Annotated in this window: 16 protein-coding genes; 12 read left to right on the top strand and 4 right to left on the bottom strand. The window is 45.6% G+C overall.

What is annotated here, in order from left to right; translation table 11 throughout:
- Position 1: 1 nt before the first annotated feature.
- The 7 genes from V6M43_RS06090 to trhA all read left to right on the top strand — a co-directional run bounded on the left by V6M43_RS06090 (position 2) and on the right by trhA (position 7,445).
- Positions 2 to 745, top strand: a complete 744-nt coding sequence (locus V6M43_RS06090; RefSeq protein WP_332733328.1) for a LytR/AlgR family response regulator transcription factor — start codon at positions 2 to 4, stop codon at positions 743 to 745.
- A gap of 11 nt (positions 746 to 756) precedes the next feature.
- Complete coding sequence (locus tag V6M43_RS06085; protein WP_332733326.1) at positions 757 to 1,581, top strand: glycoside hydrolase family 16 protein; 825 nt, start codon at positions 757 to 759, stop codon at positions 1,579 to 1,581.
- Positions 1,582 to 1,595: 14 nt separating this feature from the next.
- Positions 1,596 to 3,140, top strand: coding sequence for a rhomboid family intramembrane serine protease (locus V6M43_RS06080; RefSeq protein WP_332733324.1), 1,545 nt, complete (start codon positions 1,596 to 1,598; stop codon positions 3,138 to 3,140).
- Positions 3,141 to 3,168: 28 nt separating this feature from the next.
- On the top strand, positions 3,169 to 4,365 hold the full coding sequence (locus V6M43_RS06075; RefSeq protein ID WP_332733322.1) for a restriction endonuclease: 1,197 nt from the start codon (positions 3,169 to 3,171) through the stop codon (positions 4,363 to 4,365).
- Between the two features lie 88 nt (positions 4,366 to 4,453).
- Positions 4,454 to 6,223: a tetratricopeptide repeat protein gene (locus V6M43_RS06070; RefSeq protein ID WP_332733320.1), complete on the top strand. Its 1,770-nt coding sequence runs from the start codon at positions 4,454 to 4,456 to the stop codon at positions 6,221 to 6,223.
- A 45-nt stretch (positions 6,224 to 6,268) separates the two neighbouring features.
- Positions 6,269 to 6,718 carry a BP74-related protein gene (locus V6M43_RS06065; RefSeq protein WP_332733318.1) on the top strand — a complete coding sequence of 150 codons (450 nt, stop codon included), beginning with the start codon at positions 6,269 to 6,271 and terminating at the stop codon, positions 6,716 to 6,718.
- Between the two features lie 100 nt (positions 6,719 to 6,818).
- Positions 6,819 to 7,445, top strand: coding sequence for a PAQR family membrane homeostasis protein TrhA (gene trhA, locus V6M43_RS06060; RefSeq protein WP_332733316.1), 627 nt, complete (start codon positions 6,819 to 6,821; stop codon positions 7,443 to 7,445).
- 86 nt (positions 7,446 to 7,531) lie between these two features.
- On the opposite strand, the gene V6M43_RS06055 is transcribed toward trhA, so the two are convergent.
- From V6M43_RS06055 to parS, 3 genes are all read right to left on the bottom strand, one after another.
- Positions 7,532 to 9,874, bottom strand: coding sequence for a nitric-oxide reductase large subunit (locus V6M43_RS06055; RefSeq protein WP_332733314.1), 2,343 nt, complete (start codon positions 9,872 to 9,874; stop codon positions 7,532 to 7,534).
- A 69-nt stretch (positions 9,875 to 9,943) separates the two neighbouring features.
- The gene (locus V6M43_RS06050) at positions 9,944 to 10,405 is read right to left on the bottom strand and encodes an RES family NAD+ phosphorylase (RefSeq protein WP_332733312.1); all 462 of its coding nucleotides are present in this window, start codon (positions 10,403 to 10,405) and stop codon (positions 9,944 to 9,946) included.
- 9 nt (positions 10,406 to 10,414) lie between these two features.
- Positions 10,415 to 10,981, bottom strand: a complete 567-nt coding sequence (parS, locus tag V6M43_RS06045; protein WP_332733310.1) for a type II RES/Xre toxin-antitoxin system antitoxin — start codon at positions 10,979 to 10,981, stop codon at positions 10,415 to 10,417.
- Between the two features lie 100 nt (positions 10,982 to 11,081).
- Between parS and bla the strand changes: the two genes are divergently transcribed.
- On the top strand, positions 11,082 to 11,888 hold the full coding sequence (gene bla / locus V6M43_RS06040) for a subclass B1 metallo-beta-lactamase (RefSeq protein WP_332733308.1): 807 nt from the start codon (positions 11,082 to 11,084) through the stop codon (positions 11,886 to 11,888).
- Positions 11,885 to 12,085 carry a GDCCVxC domain-containing (seleno)protein gene (locus tag V6M43_RS06035; protein ID WP_332733306.1) on the top strand — a complete coding sequence of 67 codons (201 nt, stop codon included), beginning with the start codon at positions 11,885 to 11,887 and terminating at the stop codon, positions 12,083 to 12,085. Before bla ends, V6M43_RS06035 begins: the two co-directional genes overlap by 4 nt.
- A 193-nt stretch (positions 12,086 to 12,278) precedes the next feature.
- On the opposite strand, the gene V6M43_RS06030 is transcribed toward V6M43_RS06035, so the two are convergent.
- On the bottom strand, positions 12,279 to 14,012 hold the full coding sequence (locus V6M43_RS06030) for a hypothetical protein (protein WP_332733304.1): 1,734 nt from the start codon (positions 14,010 to 14,012) through the stop codon (positions 12,279 to 12,281).
- A gap of 243 nt (positions 14,013 to 14,255) precedes the next feature.
- On the opposite strand from V6M43_RS06030, the gene V6M43_RS06025 reads away from it, so the two are divergent.
- The 3 genes from V6M43_RS06025 (at position 14,256) to V6M43_RS06015 (ending at position 18,661) form a co-directional block, all read left to right on the top strand.
- The gene (locus V6M43_RS06025) at positions 14,256 to 14,849 is read left to right on the top strand and encodes a hypothetical protein (protein WP_332733303.1); all 594 of its coding nucleotides are present in this window, start codon (positions 14,256 to 14,258) and stop codon (positions 14,847 to 14,849) included.
- A gap of 295 nt (positions 14,850 to 15,144) precedes the next feature.
- Positions 15,145 to 17,490: an ATP-dependent helicase gene (locus V6M43_RS06020; protein WP_332733301.1), complete on the top strand. Its 2,346-nt coding sequence runs from the start codon at positions 15,145 to 15,147 to the stop codon at positions 17,488 to 17,490.
- A gap of 97 nt (positions 17,491 to 17,587) precedes the next feature.
- Complete coding sequence (locus V6M43_RS06015; protein ID WP_332733299.1) at positions 17,588 to 18,661, top strand: alpha/beta hydrolase; 1,074 nt, start codon at positions 17,588 to 17,590, stop codon at positions 18,659 to 18,661.
- Positions 18,662 to 18,663: the final 2 nt, after the last annotated feature.

Below are 18,663 nucleotides of genomic sequence, written 5' to 3'. Positions count from 1 at the left end.
TATGCTGAAAATATTGATCATAGATGATGAGGTGGCATCGGCAAATATGCTGCGGATATTGATTGATAAACATATCAGGGAAGAAAAGCAGGTTGAATGCTGCAATGATCCGGTAAAAGCAATTGAACTGGTAAGCACATTCAGGCCTTCACTGTTAATGCTTGATATAGAGATGCCCGGGATGAATGGTTTTGATTTTCTGGCCCAGGCGCCTAATAATGATTTTGATGTGATTTTTACAACTGCCTTTGATAAGTATGCGATCAGGGCCATTCGATTCAGCGCACTTGATTACCTCTTAAAGCCTGTAGATGCTGGCGAGTTGCAGAATGCCATCCACCGGCATATTATAAAGGAAGAGTATGCAGGAAACAATACGAAGCTGGTAAAAAACCTTCTCCATAACCTTCACCAGAAAAAAGAAGATTTTAAACTGGCTGTATCGGTAAAGGAGGGCGTTTTCCTTTTCGACCTCCCTGGTATCATTTGTATAGAAGGTTCAAATAATTACAGTAAATTTTATTTTGAAACCGGGAAGCCATTACTGGTAGCAAAAACGATTGGTGAATACGAGGATATACTTTCGGGGCATGGCTTTATAAGGGTGCATAAATCCTGGCTTGTCAATAAAGCACATATAAAAAAGCTGGATACAGAAAACCAGCTATGGCTTTCGGGGCAAATGCAGGTACCGGTGTCGAGGAGGAGAAAAGGGAAGATTCTGGAAGTGATAAATAGTAAATAAATCAGAAAAGAATGCGGTTACTAAGTTTTGTCTTAATAAGTCTGCTGCTATCAGCCTGTTCAAGGCAGCCTTACAGGATTGATAGCGGCCATCATTATATTCAGAAGGAAGGGAGGGAATCAAGGCCATGGAAACTGGTATGGTCTGATGAGTTTGAGGGCAGTGAGCTGGATACCAGTAAGTGGAGCCGTACACCAGAGGGAAGTTCTGACTGGAACCGCCACATGTCTGCGCTTGAGCCAGACTGTTATAACCTGCACGATGGTAAGCTGGAACTGATAGGCATCCGTAATAACGATACAATAAAAGACCCCCGTCCTTTTCTTACCGGTGGCGTATGGACGAAAGATAAATTTGCCTGGCAGTATGGGCGTGTAGAGATCCGCGTAAAGCTTGAATCATCGCAGGGAGCCTGGCCAGCATTGTGGATGTTACCCCAAACCCGGAAATATGGCAATTACCCCCGTGGTGGAGAAATAGATATCATGGAGCATCTCAATTATGAAGACAGTATTTACCAGACAGTACATTCCTATTACACGCTGGAGTTGAAAGAGAAAAAGAACCCACCCAATTATGGGATGGCGAGGATCGACCGCAATGCATATAATGTGTACGCATTGGAATGTTATCCCAATAAACTTGTGTTCCAGGTAAACGGCTTTACTACCTTCACTTACCCGCGATTGCCAACAGTGGATCCAAGTCAATGGCCCTTTGATCAGCCTTTTTACCTAATAGTAGACCAGCAACTCGGGGGCGCCTGGGTAGGACAAGTTGATCTGCAACAGTTACCGGTGAAGATGTATGTGGATTGGGTGAGAGTGTATCAATAGAAAAAACTGCAATCTTGAAAGAAAAGTTACGTTACGTATTCCTGCCCTGGATTCTGATCTCTTCTTCGGCAATAGCTGTAGGTTTGTTGTTATACTGGTTGCTCATTTTATTGCCAGGTTTCGACGGACTCACGGAAATGCTCACCCATTATTGGATACCGGCAGCTTTTGGCGGACTGGTTGCATGGCTGGGTTTGCGCCGCCGATTAAAACTATTGCGGCTTGAAACCCGTCATGGCAAGGACTATTTCGCTTTCTATTATTTTATGACCGCGGCCACCATTGCAGTTCCGCTGATTATGGGTATACATCTGTTGGATACAGCCACAGGCAAACTGGTGACCCTTGATAAGAATGTCGAGATTTATCAATATCCACGCGATCGTTTTTTTGATTTGAGTGGTTATGTAATTAACAAAACTGATTACGGCTTTTATTCTGTGGCCGAGCGGAGAGGTAAATACGGTGGTCGGTTACATTATACCCTCTACCTTACTTTACCGGTGCAGGATCATCTCGATGAATTCAGCAAGGAACCTGTATTGTTTCTCGGGGTAGAATACAACAAAGAGATCTCAAACAAACTGGAAGATTCGCAAAAGAAGAAGATCTACCGTCAATTTGTAAACGAAAGCATGCGTCACTTTGAGCAGGAGCTAAATATGCGATTTGAATACCTGCAACGACTGCCCAACAGTAACAGACGAACAGACTTTCTTGAATCAGCAAAGCGAAGTGCCATTTATAAAGGTACAACGGAACCTGTTGTTTTGCTGCCGGTAAAGGAAGCTTTTGCCGATCGCAATGGAAGCAAGCTTTCATCATCCTTATGGTCTGTAGGCATTTCCTGGCTTGTCTGGTTGATTATGGTAGCTATACCACGAATGAATGAACACGCTTTAAAACGATATGGCAAACCGATGAGCCGTCGGGAGAAGCTGTTGCAGTGGAGCGACTGGGAAATCCTTCTTCCACGCAAAGGCATTGTGGCCACACCTGTTCTTGTTTGGATAAATGTATTGGTGATGTTGGTAATGGCGCTTGGAGGTGTGGATCTTATCCAACCCCGCGCTATGGATCTGTTAGCATGGGGAGGGCTCAATTCATCTAAGCTTGCTGATGGACAGTGGTGGCGATTGTTGACTGTAATGTTTGTACACGGCGGACTAGCCCACCTGTTTATGAATATGGTGAGTTTGTTAATTGCTGGTCAATTCCTGGAGCCCGCCGTCGGCACGAAGAAATTCCTGCTGATATATTTTATATGTGGTGTCCTCGCTGCGATGGTATCTGTAGCCTATGCTCCGTTGCCAGTTAAGGTAGGCGCTTCCGGCGCAATCTTTGGTCTCTTCGGCGGGCTATTAGCAACCACCTTTTTCAGCGATAAATATTACAGCAAACTAATCTGGATTATTTTGGCTTCCACTGCAGGTGTAGGACTTATCTACGGATTACTATCCGAAGGCGTTGACAATGCCGCGCATTTTGGCGGGCTGGTAGCGGGTGTGGGAGTGGGATACATGTTAATCGGAAAAATTAATGTGGTTGAAAATGCATAAAGGGATATCTTCTTATAATTTTTAGCCAATGCAAAGAGAAATCGGATTTGATCAGTTAAATCGCGCTGACTTAGTAATTGACTGTGTTTATAAAGGTGGTGTGAAAGGAAACGTAGGTGATGATCCACTAAACAAGGTATTAAGATGTGGTAACCAGGGAGGATTTAGGTACACAGGATCATACGATCAATTTTCATATCCATATATTGTTTTGTATTCGAGTTTTGACGATTTTGATTGGCCAGACAATATTGATTTTCAATCAGGTATTTTCACCTATTATGGAGATAATAAAAAACCTGGACATGAAATACTAGATACTCCTAAAAATGGTAATAGAATATTAATAAAAAGCTTCAATGATCTTCATGTCCGAAACTATCAGTTTATTAAACCCTTCTTTGTATTTGGTAAGGGCTTTTCCGGAAGAGATGTGATTTTTAGGGGGTTGGCTGTACCAGGTGGGCTTGGTCTTACTTCATTTGATGACCTTCAGGCAATTTGGAAATTTAATAATAATCAACGCTTTCAAAATTATAAGGCACTGTTTACCATTCTTAATGTGCCAGTAATCAAACGCGAATGGATAGATGATCTAAATGAGAATAGAATAATTACCCCCAATACACCTAAGGAATTCACTAAATTTTACGAACGTGGTATTTATACACCATTAATTTCTCAAAGAAGCGCACCTATAAGGAGAAAGCAAGATCAATTACCAACAACCACTGAGGAAAAGAATATGCTCGCATTCATATTTAACTACTTTGATGGCCGAGCACATGATTTTGAGCTTTTTGCAGCTGATATAGCGAAAATGTTATTACATGATGTAATGGAGATTGATGTTACTCGCCCCTGGCGTGATGGAGGAAGGGATGCAATTGGTAAAATGCGAGTAGGAACAAGAGATTCATTCATATTGATTGACTTTGCACTTGAGGCCAAATGTTATAATACAAATAATAGTGTGGGAGTAAGGGCAGTTTCTAGATTAATCTCACGTATTAAGTCAAGGGAGTTTGGGATTTTAGTGACCACTTCATATATAGACCAACAAGCTTATAAGGAGGTAACTGATGACAAGCATCCAATTCTCTTTGTATGCGGGAAGGACATCATTGATATTTTGAAGGAAAATGGCTTAAATAATATAAACATATTGCGTCCTTGGATGGACAAATTATTTGAGCAAAAGGATAATTATTTAATAAGGTCATAAATTCCGATTCGATGATACCTGTTTATATTCTTAGCATTTGTCTCCTCCCCATCAACTTTCCCTGATTATTCCTAATTTACCAGGGCGAATGAACCCTAACCCCCCGTCTATCCTTAAGCTCCTCACCAGCATCCTGCTGCTCGTATTACTGTGGGCTACCGCCTCGGCGGAGGAGTTCCCCGTGCGGAAATGGGTCGACCGGCTTTCGAAGGGATCGGGAACAGATCATGTTGCGGTGAGGGAACTGGTGCATAGCTTCAATAGCATGGATAGCGCTGAAGTGGAGAAAACACTCGATATCCTCGAAGAAGAGGGCAGCACGGCTGGCCCCGCTTTCCAGCTTCGCATACTGCACGCCCGGATCTGGTTCCTGCAGGATTATAACCAGCCCTATGGCATGGAAAAACTGGTCCCCCTCCTGGAAGACATGATGCAGAAAGCTGAAGCCACCGGCAAAGAAGAACTTATCGCCTACGCCAGCTGGATCTATGGCAGCATGATGTACTCTTACAACGAAATGGAACCCGCTATCACCTACTCCCTTAAAGCGGTGGAGCTCTACGAGCAAATGCCGGCATTCGATACCCTTCATTTTTATTACTCCTACTTGGGTGAAATGCTTTTTCACACCAATGAATACACGAAATCGATCCATTATACCCAAAAAGCGATCGCTCTTAATACTGATACCGCCCGCTCTAACCGGGTGCTGCAAACGAAGTACCTGAATACCCTCGGCCAATGCTACCAGCATCTCGGCCAGCCCGATTCTGCATTCTTCTTTTACCAGGAATCCAACCGTCTGGCACACGCTGTTGGCCACACTATCTGGAAAGGCATCAATGCCAGCGACCTCGGCTACTGGTATTTTGTTCGCAAACAATATGCACCAGCCACTGCACTACTGCGCTATTCCTATGAAACCTGTAAAGAGAAGGAGAAGGGTATCGCCGCCTTCTCGCTTCTATGGCTGGCGCGGATCAATATTCTGCAGGGCAAAACAGACAGCGCCTCTCTTTTCCTGGATAGGGCATTGCAGTTGCTCGATTCCTACGGAAAGTTCAATCCCCTCCAGGTTGCTGTCAAACTCCGGGAGGTCTATTCCGCAAAGGCCGAACTGTACAGAGTGCTGAACCAGCCCGACAGTCTGAACTTTTACCAGCAACGTTATCAATCCCTTCGTGATTCGCTGCAACGCGTGGCCATCCTCAGCAGCAGCAAAGTTGCTTTGCTGAGAATCGAGAATGAAAAGAATCAATATCTGGTGCGCGCCACGCAGGAAGAAAAAAGAAGAGAGGCGCAAAAGCGGAATTCCATCATCATCGGTATTAGTCTGCTGGCCATCATCATCATCCTGGTTCTGGCTCGCCAGAAGGCAAGACTGAAACACCAGCAGGAGATGGCCCGCCTTGAAAAAAGCAAGCTGCACGCAGAAGTAATGGCCTCCAGGGAAAAACTTGATATGTTCACCCAAACCTTAGTGGAGAAATCATCGCTGCTGGAACAACTGCAGGAGGAGGTAAGGGAAAAGAAACTGACATCCTCCCAACAGGACCTGCTGTTGGAGCTGACCAACCTTACCATCCTTACGGAAGACGATTGGAACCGGTTCCGAAGCATGTTTGAAAAAGTATATCCCGGCTTTTTCATGAAGCTGAAAAATAATAGTCCCGATATAACCGTAGCCGAACAACGAATGGCCGCCCTTACACGACTTTCACTCAGCACAAAACAGATGGCTGCCATGCTGGGAATTTCTGTTGATGCCGTTCATAAGAGCCGGCAGCGATTGCGTAACAGGTTGCGCATTGATACCGATGTTAACCTGGAGGAGTATATGCAGGCTGTTTCTTCCTGATGCAACGCTTCCATATAACTGGCTTGTCAATTAGAAAAAGTCAGTATGCCTAAGTTTCCACATATCCTGATCGTGATCTTTTTTACCATTGCAGTGACTGCCTGCTCAAAGGACAACGCCAAACAGGAAGGCTTCGTATACTATGAAGTTGGCTTTGATACCGACAACGCAAACTGGCGGGATACGGCCATCATCGTGCGGACCAATAACGCGGCGATGATCCAGAGGGCTGATGCACAATTGGCGCTGCCTGTGGCTGAAAGACAAATTGTACTGGGAGAGCTGAGATCAGGCAGCGGGGGCTATAACAAGAATGCCGCCCATGAATTCAAATGGCATTTTGATGAATCAACCTGGGACCTCGTGGATATAACCGTTGAGATCTATGACGGTAAACCCTTCACGGATGTTGATAGTGATACTGCCTACTGGCTGGGAACGGTTAAGCGATTTGGGGCATGGAGTTCATATATAAGGAAGAGAATCCCGAGGTAGAACTTTCTTCAAGCATTTCCAATAAAGCAGGAATTGAAATGCGCAGCATACTTCGCAATGCGAATTGTAAGTTTGTGCTATCCCTCAATTTCCATCTATCATGGACAGCTATAACCGGCAACAGGAAGTCATCAACAGTCTCATTCATGGGGTGGGCATCCTCTTCGGCATCTGCGGGTTTCCGGTACTGGCCGGCCTTGCAATCAATCATGGTAATACACCCGGCATCATTGGCTCGGCCATCTACACTTTTGGATTTTTATTCCTCTTTACCTCTTCCACCATCTATCATATTGCCACCGAACCGGCCATCAAAAAAATATTCAAAGTGCTGGATCATATCAGCATATTCTTCATGATCGCCGGCACTTATACACCCTTCCTGCTGGTATATATAAACAACAGCTTTGGCTATACACTTCTCTCTGTGTTGTGGGCACTCACCCTCATTGGGATCTATTTCAAAATACGGTTCACCGGCAGGTATGAAATTGTATCCACCATTATCTACCTGGCCATGGGATGGATGATGGTAGTGGGAGGACGCAGATTTTTTGACTTGCTTCCCACCAATGTGCTTATACTGGTAATTATAGGCGGCGGACTTTATTCCATCGGTGTGTTCTTTTATATCTGGGATAAATATTTACTGACCCATGCCGTCTGGCATATTTTTGTGTTGGCAGCGGCTATCGTTCATTATGTGGCTGTGTTGCTTACCATGTAAATGCTGTAATACCGGCGCTGTACAACCGAAGTAATTTATTGGTACCAGCATTGCACAAAGTTAGAGCTGGTTATACTTGTGAACAACTAATAAGTAGTAACCACCGCAATCTTTTTTTCCACCTGATTTATTTTGGTTTCCGGCATTTTCTTTTTCAATCCACCCGCACTGCTAACGATGAACCATATCAATGGTACAACACCTCCCAGCGTGAATAAGGAGCCTCCAATAATGCGAAGCCAGGTGAGGGTTTGAAAGCCAGTGCTTTCAATAAATGCATGACTGCGGGCAAACCAGAGTCCATTTTCAGTTACCGTGTTGAACTGCCAGATGCCGGCAGGAAACAGGTCTAGAAAAACCATCAGTAATAAGCCAATATTGATGCTCCAGAATGCTCTGGTGATGAGTCGCGGTTTCCACCGTTCTGTTTTGAATAATAGCTGGCAGCAAAAAAGGATAGCAGCCAGGGCCAGATTGCCATACACTCCCATCAGGGCCGCATGTCCATGATTCACGGTCAGGTATGTGCCATGCTCATAATAATTGGCGATGGGAAGATTAATGATGAATCCTAATACACCTGCTCCAAAGAAATTCCAGAAATTAACTGCCACCAAAAACAGGAAGACCTCTGAAAATCCGAAGCGCTTACTCATCTCTCCATTATGGCCATTCCCATTTTCGAGGATCTTTGGTAGTTTGCTGAATCTCCATGCTTCCAGGGTTAGCAGTACCAATGGAATTACCTGCAGGGTACTGAATACGGCTCCCAATGCCATGGTTCCTACCGGCTTGGCATTCCAGTAGAAATTATGCGAGATTCCCAGCAAGCCACTACCAAGAAATAGGAGCGTGGCTAAATATATCACACGAATAACTGCCTGCCTGCTCACAAGGCCCATCACCACCATAAAGTAACCGATCAATACAGTTGTGAATACTTCGAAAAATGCTTCTGCCCACATATGTACTACCATCCATCGCCAGAAATCAGCGATAACGAAATTGGTTTTTGGCGTTGCTATAAATCCTGAGATCAGTAAGAATATTATACTGAATGTTGCATACACCAACCAGTTGGGCAATGCCCATGGCTGCCTTGCTTTCATCACCGGCTTAATACCCCGGTATAGGGTGATCGCCCAGATGATAAATACAACGCCCAGCATCACCTGCCACAATTTTCCCAGTTCAACATATTCCCATCCCTGGTTTCCTAGCCAATACCAATTCTTACCGATCAGTCCTTTTGGTCCGAGGAATATTCCGGCAAATGATCCGCCCACCAGTATTACCGTGATCCAGAAAATAGTATTGATCAGTTTCACCTGCCGTGTTGGCTGTGCCGGCGATACCAGTGACATCATAAAGAATGATGCGCCGATCCAGCAGGCAGATATCCATAATAGCGATAACTGTATATGCCAGCTTCTTGTAACGGTAATGGGTAAGGCCTCAGAAATATTGAATCCAAAGAAGTTTACAAAGCCAACAAAATCATGCACGGTGAGTATGCCTGCCAATACCTGCACGCCAAAAAGCAGGATAGCAACATAAAAGAATTTATAGGTTGACCGCTGTACGGCATCAGGTTGGAAGTTCTGGATCTGTCCTTTGGTCATAAAGGCCTGCGCTTTGTTTGTGTATGCACTGTCATCAAGCCGCTCCAGTTTGCCATGATAATACAATACTATGCCCAACCCGAAGATCAATCCGAGGGAACCGATAATACTCCAGAGAATAGTAGCCGAGGTGGGTGTATTTCCCGCCTCAGGGTCAAATGGCCAGTTATGTGTATAGCTGTATTTTTCGCCGGGTCTTTCTACGCCGCATACCCATGCACCCCAGAAGAAAAAGGAGGTGAGTGATCTAATCTCATCAGCATTGGTGATATAACCAGCAGGCTTAAACGATCCTGCTGAAGCCGCATCGGTAAATATCCCTTTATAGTATTTTACCAGTTCTGTTGCAGCAAATACCTGTGCATCAGTTAGTACCACCTGGTTATTGTTCTCTGTATAGCTATTGTTTTTTATTTCTGCTTTTACCAGCTCAGCAACACCTTTCTTTTGCAGGTCGGCAGTGGGATCGTTTTTTATCTTCGATTGGTAATAGGCATTCATATATACCGTCAACTGATGCAGCGCCTCTGCAGTATAATCAGGACCGCGGTTTGCACCATCCCCAAACATACTTCCATAATTCATCAGGGCATATTTCTGGAATATTGCCTGCCCATCCAATACATCCTCCTTACTGAAAACAGTCTCATTTTTTGAAGAAACATAGGTTGGAATAGGTGGCGCTTCTGTATAAGTATGCACGCCTATCATCAGTACACCGGCAGCACTAACAACAAAAATTACCAGCAGGGGCAACCACCAATTCTTTGGATTGAGAAGGTAGTTGACAAAATTATATTTCGCCATAAAGCAGTAGTTTATGGGTAAATATAATAAAAGAGGATAATAATGTCTTTAATTATTTAGCTACTCTTATTACTTCATCATTCGCGTATCCACATCAAGCGGTTCTACTTTCACCACCTTTACATGCTTATGGAAATCAGGGTATAAAGGATTGAGGATATAATTGTATTCGGCCGGCAGCACGGCCGAGCGGCATTTTATTCCAATGAATTTATTCTCCTTTAAAATTTTATCGCCCTTCTCTTTCAGCGCTATGTTTTCTGGCATCCGCCAGTTTTTTGGAAGATCAGCATCGGCTATTTCCAGAAATTTTGCATCATCATCAATCCTGATGGTTATGATGAACAGCTGCGGCGGCAGTTCCGTTAAATCGGTATGTACTAATACTTCCAGGAATGCAAGCGAAGGATTCTCACTCGTGTATAGCGCATAGGTACCTTCATTGTTCCAGCGGCCTCCCGCAAGAAAAGCTCCGGTGCCGGATAAGTCGGCCGTTCGTTTTTTTAACTTCACGATCCTGTAAACAAACATATTAGCGCCTTAAGTATAAATGCCTTCTTCCATCCGGCTCAAAACATGATTCACCATTTTGATTCCGGTGGGGGTGCTTAAAAGCTCGATCGGTTTTTTCCCGTTCAGCGCCCTGTTCTCTTTCTGTAACCAGCGGTTCAGTTTGTCGGCATCTTCAAATACCGACAGGCCATTGGCAATGGTATTGGCGATTTCAATGGATAGCGATGAAACCAGGCTATCCAGTATATCGGTGCTCTGTTTACGTCCTAATGTTTTATAGGAAACATTCAGCAGTATGGCAATATCCTTCATCGGGATATCCATTATATCGGCGAGGTTGATCAGGCTCTGCTTGGTTATGCCTTTATCACTTGCCGTAAGAAAATCAAATCCCGATACGGGCTCTTTCGCCATGAAGTTTTTACCTCCGAGTATGACCCAGGTGAGCAGGTTGGCCGAGGCTCCTTTTTTGATATGCTTCTTCACAAGGGCGGAGAGGTCTTCGCTTTCCCTGGCCGGGACTGTTGTGGCCTTTGGAGCTGCTGCACTTTTTGGAGCAGTTGAACTCTTTGAAGGTGCCTGGGTCTTTGCCATGTGGACATTTTACCTAAAGTTAAGGGAAATATGTCCATTCGGGAAATGATGCGCCCCTACTGGCACCTGCTTATTATATTTGAGTAATAAAACCTGCCTTATGAAGATAACCCGACTTAAATTTTTCACCATCGCTGCTCTGCTTTTGCTATTTATCACTGTAGTGCACAAGGATGCTTTTTCAGGTCTTAGATTTCCCGGGTCGGTGCCCTGTTTCCTAGCTTATTCATTGCCGCAAGCTGATGATACTATTTATAGATCTGAGACACTTATCCTAACCCGGATCTCCCCAAACGTATATGTGCACACCACCTTCCTTAACACAGAAACCTGGGGTAAAGTGTCCTGCAACGGGATGATCGTTACCGGCGGAAAAGAGGCTCTTGTTTTTGACACCCCTTCTGATGATTCCAGTTCGGCGGAGCTGATCGGCTTCATCAGGAATAAAATGAACCTGCACATAAAGGCTGTAGTTCCCACCCATTTTCATAATGATTGTTTGGGTGGATTGAAGGCCTTTCATAAAAACCAGATACCCTCTCTTGCCAGTTACCGCACAATTGCCCTGGCCAAAGAAAAAAATTTCAACCTCCCCCAAAAGGTTTTTAAGGATTCGCTGACGCTTAAGGTGGGCACCAGGGATGTATGGGTCCGCTTTTTTGGGGAAGGCCATACCGTCGATAATGTTGTTGCTTATGTTCCCGGTGATGAAGTTCTTTTTGGCGGCTGCCTCCTGAAAAGCCTGGATGCGGGAAAGGGAAACCTCGAAGATGCTAATCAGGGGCAATGGTCTGAGACGGTGGCGAAAGTGAAAAAAGCTTTCCCCGGCGTAAAAACAGTGATCCCGGGTCATGGCTCTACTGGTGATGGGGCATTGCTTGATTTTACGATCAACCTCTTTAAATGATAGAATACCAATCGGTGATAACCTGTCCCTTCTGCGGTGCCAGCAAAGAAGAAACCATGCCTGATAATGCCTGCCAGGTATTCTACCAGTGCCACAATTGTAAGGCGATCATCAAACCCAGGGAAGGCGATTGCTGCGTATTTTGTAGTTATGGCAGCGTCCCCTGTCCGCCGGTTCAAAAGGATGGTCCCTGCTGAAGGTACAATAAATAAGGGGCCGCCTGTGAACAGGCAGCCCGGTTATTGACGATTCGAACTTTTTATAAAGAGGAAAAATAGATCTGTTGTCCCTTCCTTGCAAGTAAACCGGGGGGACAAATACAGGACAAGTAGCTGGACAATTTCCTGACATAAATGCTAAGGCATTATAAGCCAATGTTATATAGAAAATCTAGGAGAGCCTGTTCAGATATTCGCCGAGGTTTACGTCAGCCGGTTGTTGGAGTCGCTGGCGAAGTCGCTGCCTGGTTTTATGCACACTATCCACCGATATTCCCAGGATTGCTGCCATTTGCCTGCTGGTAAGTTTCAAATGGATCAGGGCTGCCATCCGTTGTTCTGCTACTGAAATATCATTCGCCCGTTCTTTCAGGGCGTTGAAAAAGGAAGGGTTCATTTTATCGAATAGTCGCTTGAAACGTAGCCAGTCATCTTCGGTCAGTATCGTCTGGCTGGTCAACTGCTTCAACATATCTTCCTGCTCATTGTGTTGCTGATGCTCCCCCAGCTTTTTCTGCACCTGTTCAAGAAGGCTGGTCTTTTCCACCAGGTTCCGGGTAAAAAGATCCAGTTGCTGCCGTGCCGCAATGGCCTCCGTTTCAAGGGCCTCTTTTTGTGCCTCCGCCAGTTGCTGCTGGTAGCGGGCGAGCTTTCGCTGCCGGTCCAGAAAGAGCACTAATGCCACCATTAACAGGCTGATCCCTATCACGATCCAGTTTCTTTTCTGCTCCATTGCCTGTTTGTTGGCCAGCAGCATTTGAACCTTATTATGGTTCTGCTCGCTGGCGATCCTCAGTTTCGCGATCTTATTTCCACTCAATACCGTTACCCGCTCCAGGCTATCGTGAAGTTGGGTGTATTGCTTCAGGTAGTGGAATACACTATCGCTCTGGTTCCTCGCCTGGTGATATTCTGCCTTCGCATAATAGGCGTCCTGCAGAAACTTCTTTTCCTGCAATGATTTCTTGGGCCACCAACTATTTAAGAGCTGTAGGGATCGATCCAGATAGTAGCGGGCACTATCCGATCGGTTTTCCTCTAGGTGGATGCGCGCCAGCCATACCGCTGCCCTTCCCCCAATGGTGGTCTCCTGCTCTTTGGTGCTGGTAAAGGCGTTATGAAGTTCTTGCTTCGCCACCTCCAATCTTCCCTTATCAAAATTTATCTGCCCGATATAAAAATTGTTGATGCCCAGCCAGATAGGATAGAACTTTTCATTGAATTTGCTCAACGATAATTGATAATAATACATCGCCGAGTCGGGCATACCCAATTGGTAATAGGCCTGCCCGATAGTATTGAGGCATTTCCCCTTTAGGAGTATTTTAGATTCCTCATCCTCCGGCATATTTCGCATGCCTTTCAGCGAGTAATCTATGCATTCACGATAATCGCGGGTATGATAAAGCATCTCGCCATATCTAATAGTGTAATTTTGAAACATGCTATAGGTATCCGGCAATTCATAGTTTTCAACTGCCTGAGAACTATAGGTAATTGCATATTCAAGATCCTGACATATAAACATCATATCGCCATAGGTCCATTGGGCCCAACGCAGGAGGGCGGAATCATTTTCGAGATAGCATTCTTCCATCATTTTATCGAGCAGGGGCTGAATTTCTATAGGCTCCAATTTCTCACTGCTATTTAAGACTATATAAGCCTTGAGTACCGCCAGTTGGGCATTATAGCGATGTGAATTTTTCGGTCCCCGCTGCTTTAGTTCCTTAATTACATTATTGGTTATAAGGCTGTCCGTCTTTAAAAGATTTTCCACGATCCCCCAGATTGTGGTGTTAAGATTCTCTGATTTATTTTGCTTGAGTTCCTTCACCCAGCCGTCGAGGGGATAATCGGAAATAACACGCGCGGGCTTTTCCTGCGAAAAAGTGCTAAGGTGCACTAACAGGCAGAAGGAAATTAGGGTTGATGACAGCAAGGGGTTTTTCAACGGTCTCATCTATGCGAAAAGTATAATATTTTCCGTAAATCCTGAAGTTCTGTTTAGCCATTCTCTTGTCCGGCACGCTTCGCCTTTTGTAAGGCCATCCCAACCGCTTACTCAAATTAACCACGCCGCTTACACAATGGCGGTGACGGTTTTTTGAAATCATGCTATTTTACCCGACCACAAACCTTAATAATTATGAAACAGCATTTTAGTTTTTCCTGCTTCCGACAGCAGCTGCCATTGATTCTGACCTTTGCCAGCTTTCTGATCCTTTTCTCCGCCTGCCAGAAAACAGGTGGCGCCATTGAAGAAGATCAAACCACATTTTCTGTCAACACGGGTAATGTATCAGGCAATGATGTGCAGAATGAATATACCGGCCTCGATAAAAAAACGGTCTGGGAACTGCAGCAGGCCCGCGCTGCCAGTTCGAAATACCGGAATATCAAGAATGCATTACAGGATGGCTATCTTGATATCAATGTTATCCTCCCCAATATGGGCTACCATTACCTGAACCCCGGTTTGCTCGACAATCATTTCGACCCCACCAAACCCGAGATCCTTGTCTACAACAAACGAGCTGATGGTTCCATGGAACTGGTAGCCGTTGAATACGCGGTGCCCATCCCGCTAACCCCTGAACTTGCTCCGGCTGGCTTCTCCGGCTCAGCCGATGTGTGGACAAGAAATACCGGCTTCGATCTCTGGCTGTTACACGCCTGGGTATGGCATTTCAATCCCGACGGCGTTTTCTCCCCGATGAATATGAATGTGGTGGTGAATTAGCTTGGGAGTTTAGGTGTCTGACACATGTTAAGAGGATGTTCGAACATGTGTCAGCCACTTTAATGCTAAAATACCTTCGGAAAAATTTATTTTACCGCTGAGATGCGATATAGAGCATTCGGGATCAGGAAAATACGCATATCATATAATGTATCCGAAAAGCTGGTTATTGATTTAAGAGTCTATCCTGCCAAACTGAATCCTTCTTTCCGTTAAAGCGTCATGCCAAAGAAACATGTTCGAACATGTTCCGAACATGTGTCAGACACCTTAAATTGCAGTCCAGAAGAACCTGATGACGCAAGACTATCTCAAAGGACTCAATGATCAACAGCGCGAAGCTGTTCTGCATAAAGACGGACCTCTCATGATTGTGGCAGGTGCCGGTAGTGGTAAAACAAAAGTTCTCACTACACGTATCGCCCACCTCATGAGCCACTACCATGTGGATGCCTTTCACATCCTCGCCCTCACCTTTACCAATAAGGCGGCCAAGGAAATGAAGGAGAGGATCGAGAAGACCCTCGGCAATTCTGATGCACGCAATCTTTATATCGGCACTTTCCACAGCGTGTTCGCGCGGATACTTCGCAGTGAAGCACATCACCTTGGCTATCCCAATTCTTTCACCATCTATGATACCGACGATGCGAAATCAGTAGTGAAGACGGTGATCAATGAAATGAATCTCGACGATAAACTTTATAAACCTAATATCGTCTACAATAGGATCAGCTCGGCAAAGAACGCACTGGTTGGTCCGGCCGAGTATGCCATGGATTATTATATCCAGCAGGAAGATACCCGCTCCAACCGACCGGCCATCGCGCAGATCTATGCAGCTTATGCCAAGCGATGTTTTAAGAATGGCGCCATGGATTTTGATGACCTGCTCATCAAGATGTATGAGCTGCTCAAGCATTTTCCCGAGAGCCTGCATAAGTACCAGCATAAGTTCAAGTATATCCTGATAGATGAGTACCAGGATACGAACCCCGCGCAGTATGAGATCATCAAACTGCTGGGAGCGGCGCACGAAAATGTTTGTGTGGTGGGCGATGATGCACAGAGTATTTATTCCTTCCGCGGCGCTACCATCCAGAATATTCTGCAGTTCCAGAAAGACTATGACGATGTGCGCATCATCAAGCTGGAGCAGAATTACAGAAGCACGAAGAGTATTATCCATGTGGCCAATGAGGTGATCAATAATAATAAGGGACAGATCCCGAAAGAACTCTGGACCGATAATGCCGAGGGTGAGAAGATCCGCCTGGTGCGCACCATGAGTGATAATGAAGAAGGTAAGTTTGTTGCCGATACCATCCAGGAGCAGAAACTCCGCAACCATTTCAGCAACCGCGATTTCGCCATCCTCTACCGCACCAATGCGCAGAGCCGTGCCTTTGAAGAGAGTCTGCGGCGCATGGGCATCGCCTACACCATGTATGGCGGCGTAAGCTTCTATGCGCGCAAGGAGATCAAAGACATGGTGGCATACCTCCGCCTCATTGTTAACACCCGCGATGAAGAGGCGCTGAAACGTATCATCAATTACCCGGTGCGCGGCATCGGTAAAACCACCATCGATAAGATCACCCTGTTGGCCAATACCAATAATATCACGATGTGGGAAGTGCTGCTGAACGCGCGAAGCGCGGGTTTCAAAGCAGGCACTCTTGAATCGATAGAAAATTTTGTGACGTTGATTCAGGGCGCGCAAAGCATGCTTCAGATCAAGAATGCATATGAAGTGGCCTTCCATGTTGGCAAGCAGACCAACCTGGTAAAAGAACTTTTCAATGATAAGACCCAGGAGGGATTGCAGCGTTATGAAAACGTGCAGGAACTTCTTAACTCCATCAAGGAGTTCACCGAAACGCCCAGCAATGAAGATGGTGAAGTGGGAGATAAGAGTTTGGGCAGTTACCTCCAGCAGATCACGCTATTAACTGATGCCGATGAAAAAGATCCCAATGCCGATACGGTGAAGCTGATGACCATCCATGCTGCCAAGGGACTGGAGTTCCCTGTTGTGTTTGCAGCCGGCCTCGAGGAGATGCTCTTCCCAAATGCCATGAGCATCAACACCCGCGAGGAGCTTGAAGAAGAGCGGCGTTTATTCTATGTGGTTATAACCCGCGCCAAGTCGAAGCTCTGGATCACCTATGCCAATACCCGATATAAATTCGGGCAGCTGGTTCAGAATGAACCGAGCCGTTTTATAGAAGAGATGCCGCAGCAATATATCGACCGGAGCTTTGCCGGTGGCGGTCCCCGCAACCAGGGCCTCGGCTTTACCCAGGGCTCGGCATTTGAACGCATGCGCGGATTTGGAGCCTCCGAGCAGGCAGAGAAAATGTATGGCGCACCACCGTCTAAAAGAAAGGATACCGTTCCTTCCTATGTGCCCCCCAAGGCTGCCCCTAAAGTTGTGGAACATAAGCCGGCGGCGGATTTCGTGCCGAGTGATACTACCAACCTGCAGGCGGGACAAAAAGTGGAGCACCAGAAATTTGGCTTTGGAACCGTCATGAAAATGGAAGGTGCATCGCATAACCCCATCGCTACCGTGCAGTTTGAACTGAACGGGGAGAAGAAGATCATGCTCAATTATGCTAAACTCAGGATAGTGGAATAAAAGGGTTTATTTCCCCGGGGCACCGGGATTTTTCCCATTATTGTTGGAGCACACAATGTTTTAGGTTATTTTGTAATACGACCAAAACATGTGCCTCATGAGAAAGCTTTCCCTACTCATCCTGCTGCCCTTATTTTACTATTATGGCTATGCGCAGAAGTCCGGCGAAAGTAAGGTGCTAACCAAAACCTTTGAAGCGGCATCCATTGCAGGCAACAAGGCTGGCGAAGATGCCAACCGTCGTTTATCGATCTACCTTCCTCCCGGTTATGAGCAGTCGAGTGAACGCTATCCCGTTATATATTTTCTTCATGGTTTTGGCGTGAATGATGAGCAGATGATGCAATGGATCGGTTTCAAAGCCCTGATGGATTCGGCCATTAAAGGCGGCATGATGAAACCAATGATACTGGTGCTGCCCAACAGCGATACTAAATTCAGGGGATACTTCTATACCAATTCAAGTTTCACTGGTAACTGGACTGATTTCATCGGCAAGGATGTAGTGCAGTACGTTGATAAAAATTTCCGCACTAAAGCGCATAGGGATAGCCGGGGTTTATGCGGGCACTCCATGGGAGGCAATGGTGCATTGAAAGTTGCAATGCTTTATGCTGATATATTCAGCAGCGTTTATGCAATGAGTCCGGGGGGCATGCACTTCGCGGGAGAATTTACTCCGGCCCACAAAGCGTTCCGGCAGCTTTCTGAACTCAGCTCTGTAGAAGATGTATTTAAAGGATTTGATAGTCCGGAGACAACAGATGATGCTTCTTTTTTTCGGGTGGTCTTAGCCAGCATGGCAAGAACATTTACACCGGATGAATCTAACAAAGCCTTCCAGGGAAAAATCCCAGTGAGCTATTCCGGCAAAACAAGAAAGATAGACCCCGTGGTGCTGAAGAAATGGGAATCGAATTTCAACATCAATATGATAGAGGATCATCTGCCGGCGCTCCAAAGCCTCAAAGCGCTAAAGATCGATTGGGGAAGGAATGAGGAGTTTTCGCATATACCCCTCACCAATTTGCAGTTTAGTAAGAAACTGGAGGCCTATGGTATCAATCATTTCGCTGAAGAATATATTGGTGATCATGTGAATATGCTCGATGGTTTTGAAGGAAGGGTATTCACTGAGCTTCTGCCATTTTTTGAGCGTTACCTGAAATGAGT

The sequence above is a fragment of the Flavihumibacter sp. genome (genome assembly GCF_036676075.1).
GTDB lineage: Bacteria > Bacteroidota > Bacteroidia > Chitinophagales > Chitinophagaceae > Flavihumibacter.
The sequence above is the reverse complement of the archived record's forward strand: the minus strand, read 5'-3'. Positions and strand labels throughout refer to the sequence as shown.

Excerpts from the sequence above, each read along its gene's own strand:
- V6M43_RS06090 (WP_332733328.1), top strand. The coding sequence starts at position 2 with ATGCTGAAAATATTGATCATAGATGATGAGGTGGCATCGGCAAATATG.
- V6M43_RS06085 (WP_332733326.1), top strand. The coding sequence starts at position 757 with ATGCGGTTACTAAGTTTTGTCTTAATAAGTCTGCTGCTATCAGCCTGT.
- V6M43_RS06075 (WP_332733322.1), top strand. The coding sequence starts at position 3,169 with ATGCAAAGAGAAATCGGATTTGATCAGTTAAATCGCGCTGACTTAGTA.
- V6M43_RS06070 (WP_332733320.1), top strand. The coding sequence starts at position 4,454 with ATGAACCCTAACCCCCCGTCTATCCTTAAGCTCCTCACCAGCATCCTG.
- V6M43_RS06065 (WP_332733318.1), top strand. The coding sequence starts at position 6,269 with ATGCCTAAGTTTCCACATATCCTGATCGTGATCTTTTTTACCATTGCA.
- trhA (WP_332733316.1), top strand. The coding sequence starts at position 6,819 with ATGGACAGCTATAACCGGCAACAGGAAGTCATCAACAGTCTCATTCAT.
- V6M43_RS06055 (WP_332733314.1), bottom strand. The coding sequence starts at position 9,874 with ATGGCGAAATATAATTTTGTCAACTACCTTCTCAATCCAAAGAATTGG.
- V6M43_RS06050 (WP_332733312.1), bottom strand. The coding sequence starts at position 10,405 with ATGTTTGTTTACAGGATCGTGAAGTTAAAAAAACGAACGGCCGACTTA.
- parS (WP_332733310.1), bottom strand. The coding sequence starts at position 10,981 with ATGGCAAAGACCCAGGCACCTTCAAAGAGTTCAACTGCTCCAAAAAGT.
- bla (WP_332733308.1), top strand. The coding sequence starts at position 11,082 with ATGAAGATAACCCGACTTAAATTTTTCACCATCGCTGCTCTGCTTTTG.
- V6M43_RS06035 (WP_332733306.1), top strand. The coding sequence starts at position 11,885 with ATGATAGAATACCAATCGGTGATAACCTGTCCCTTCTGCGGTGCCAGC.
- V6M43_RS06025 (WP_332733303.1), top strand. The coding sequence starts at position 14,256 with ATGAAACAGCATTTTAGTTTTTCCTGCTTCCGACAGCAGCTGCCATTG.
- V6M43_RS06020 (WP_332733301.1), top strand. The coding sequence starts at position 15,145 with ATGACGCAAGACTATCTCAAAGGACTCAATGATCAACAGCGCGAAGCT.
- V6M43_RS06015 (WP_332733299.1), top strand. The coding sequence starts at position 17,588 with ATGAGAAAGCTTTCCCTACTCATCCTGCTGCCCTTATTTTACTATTAT.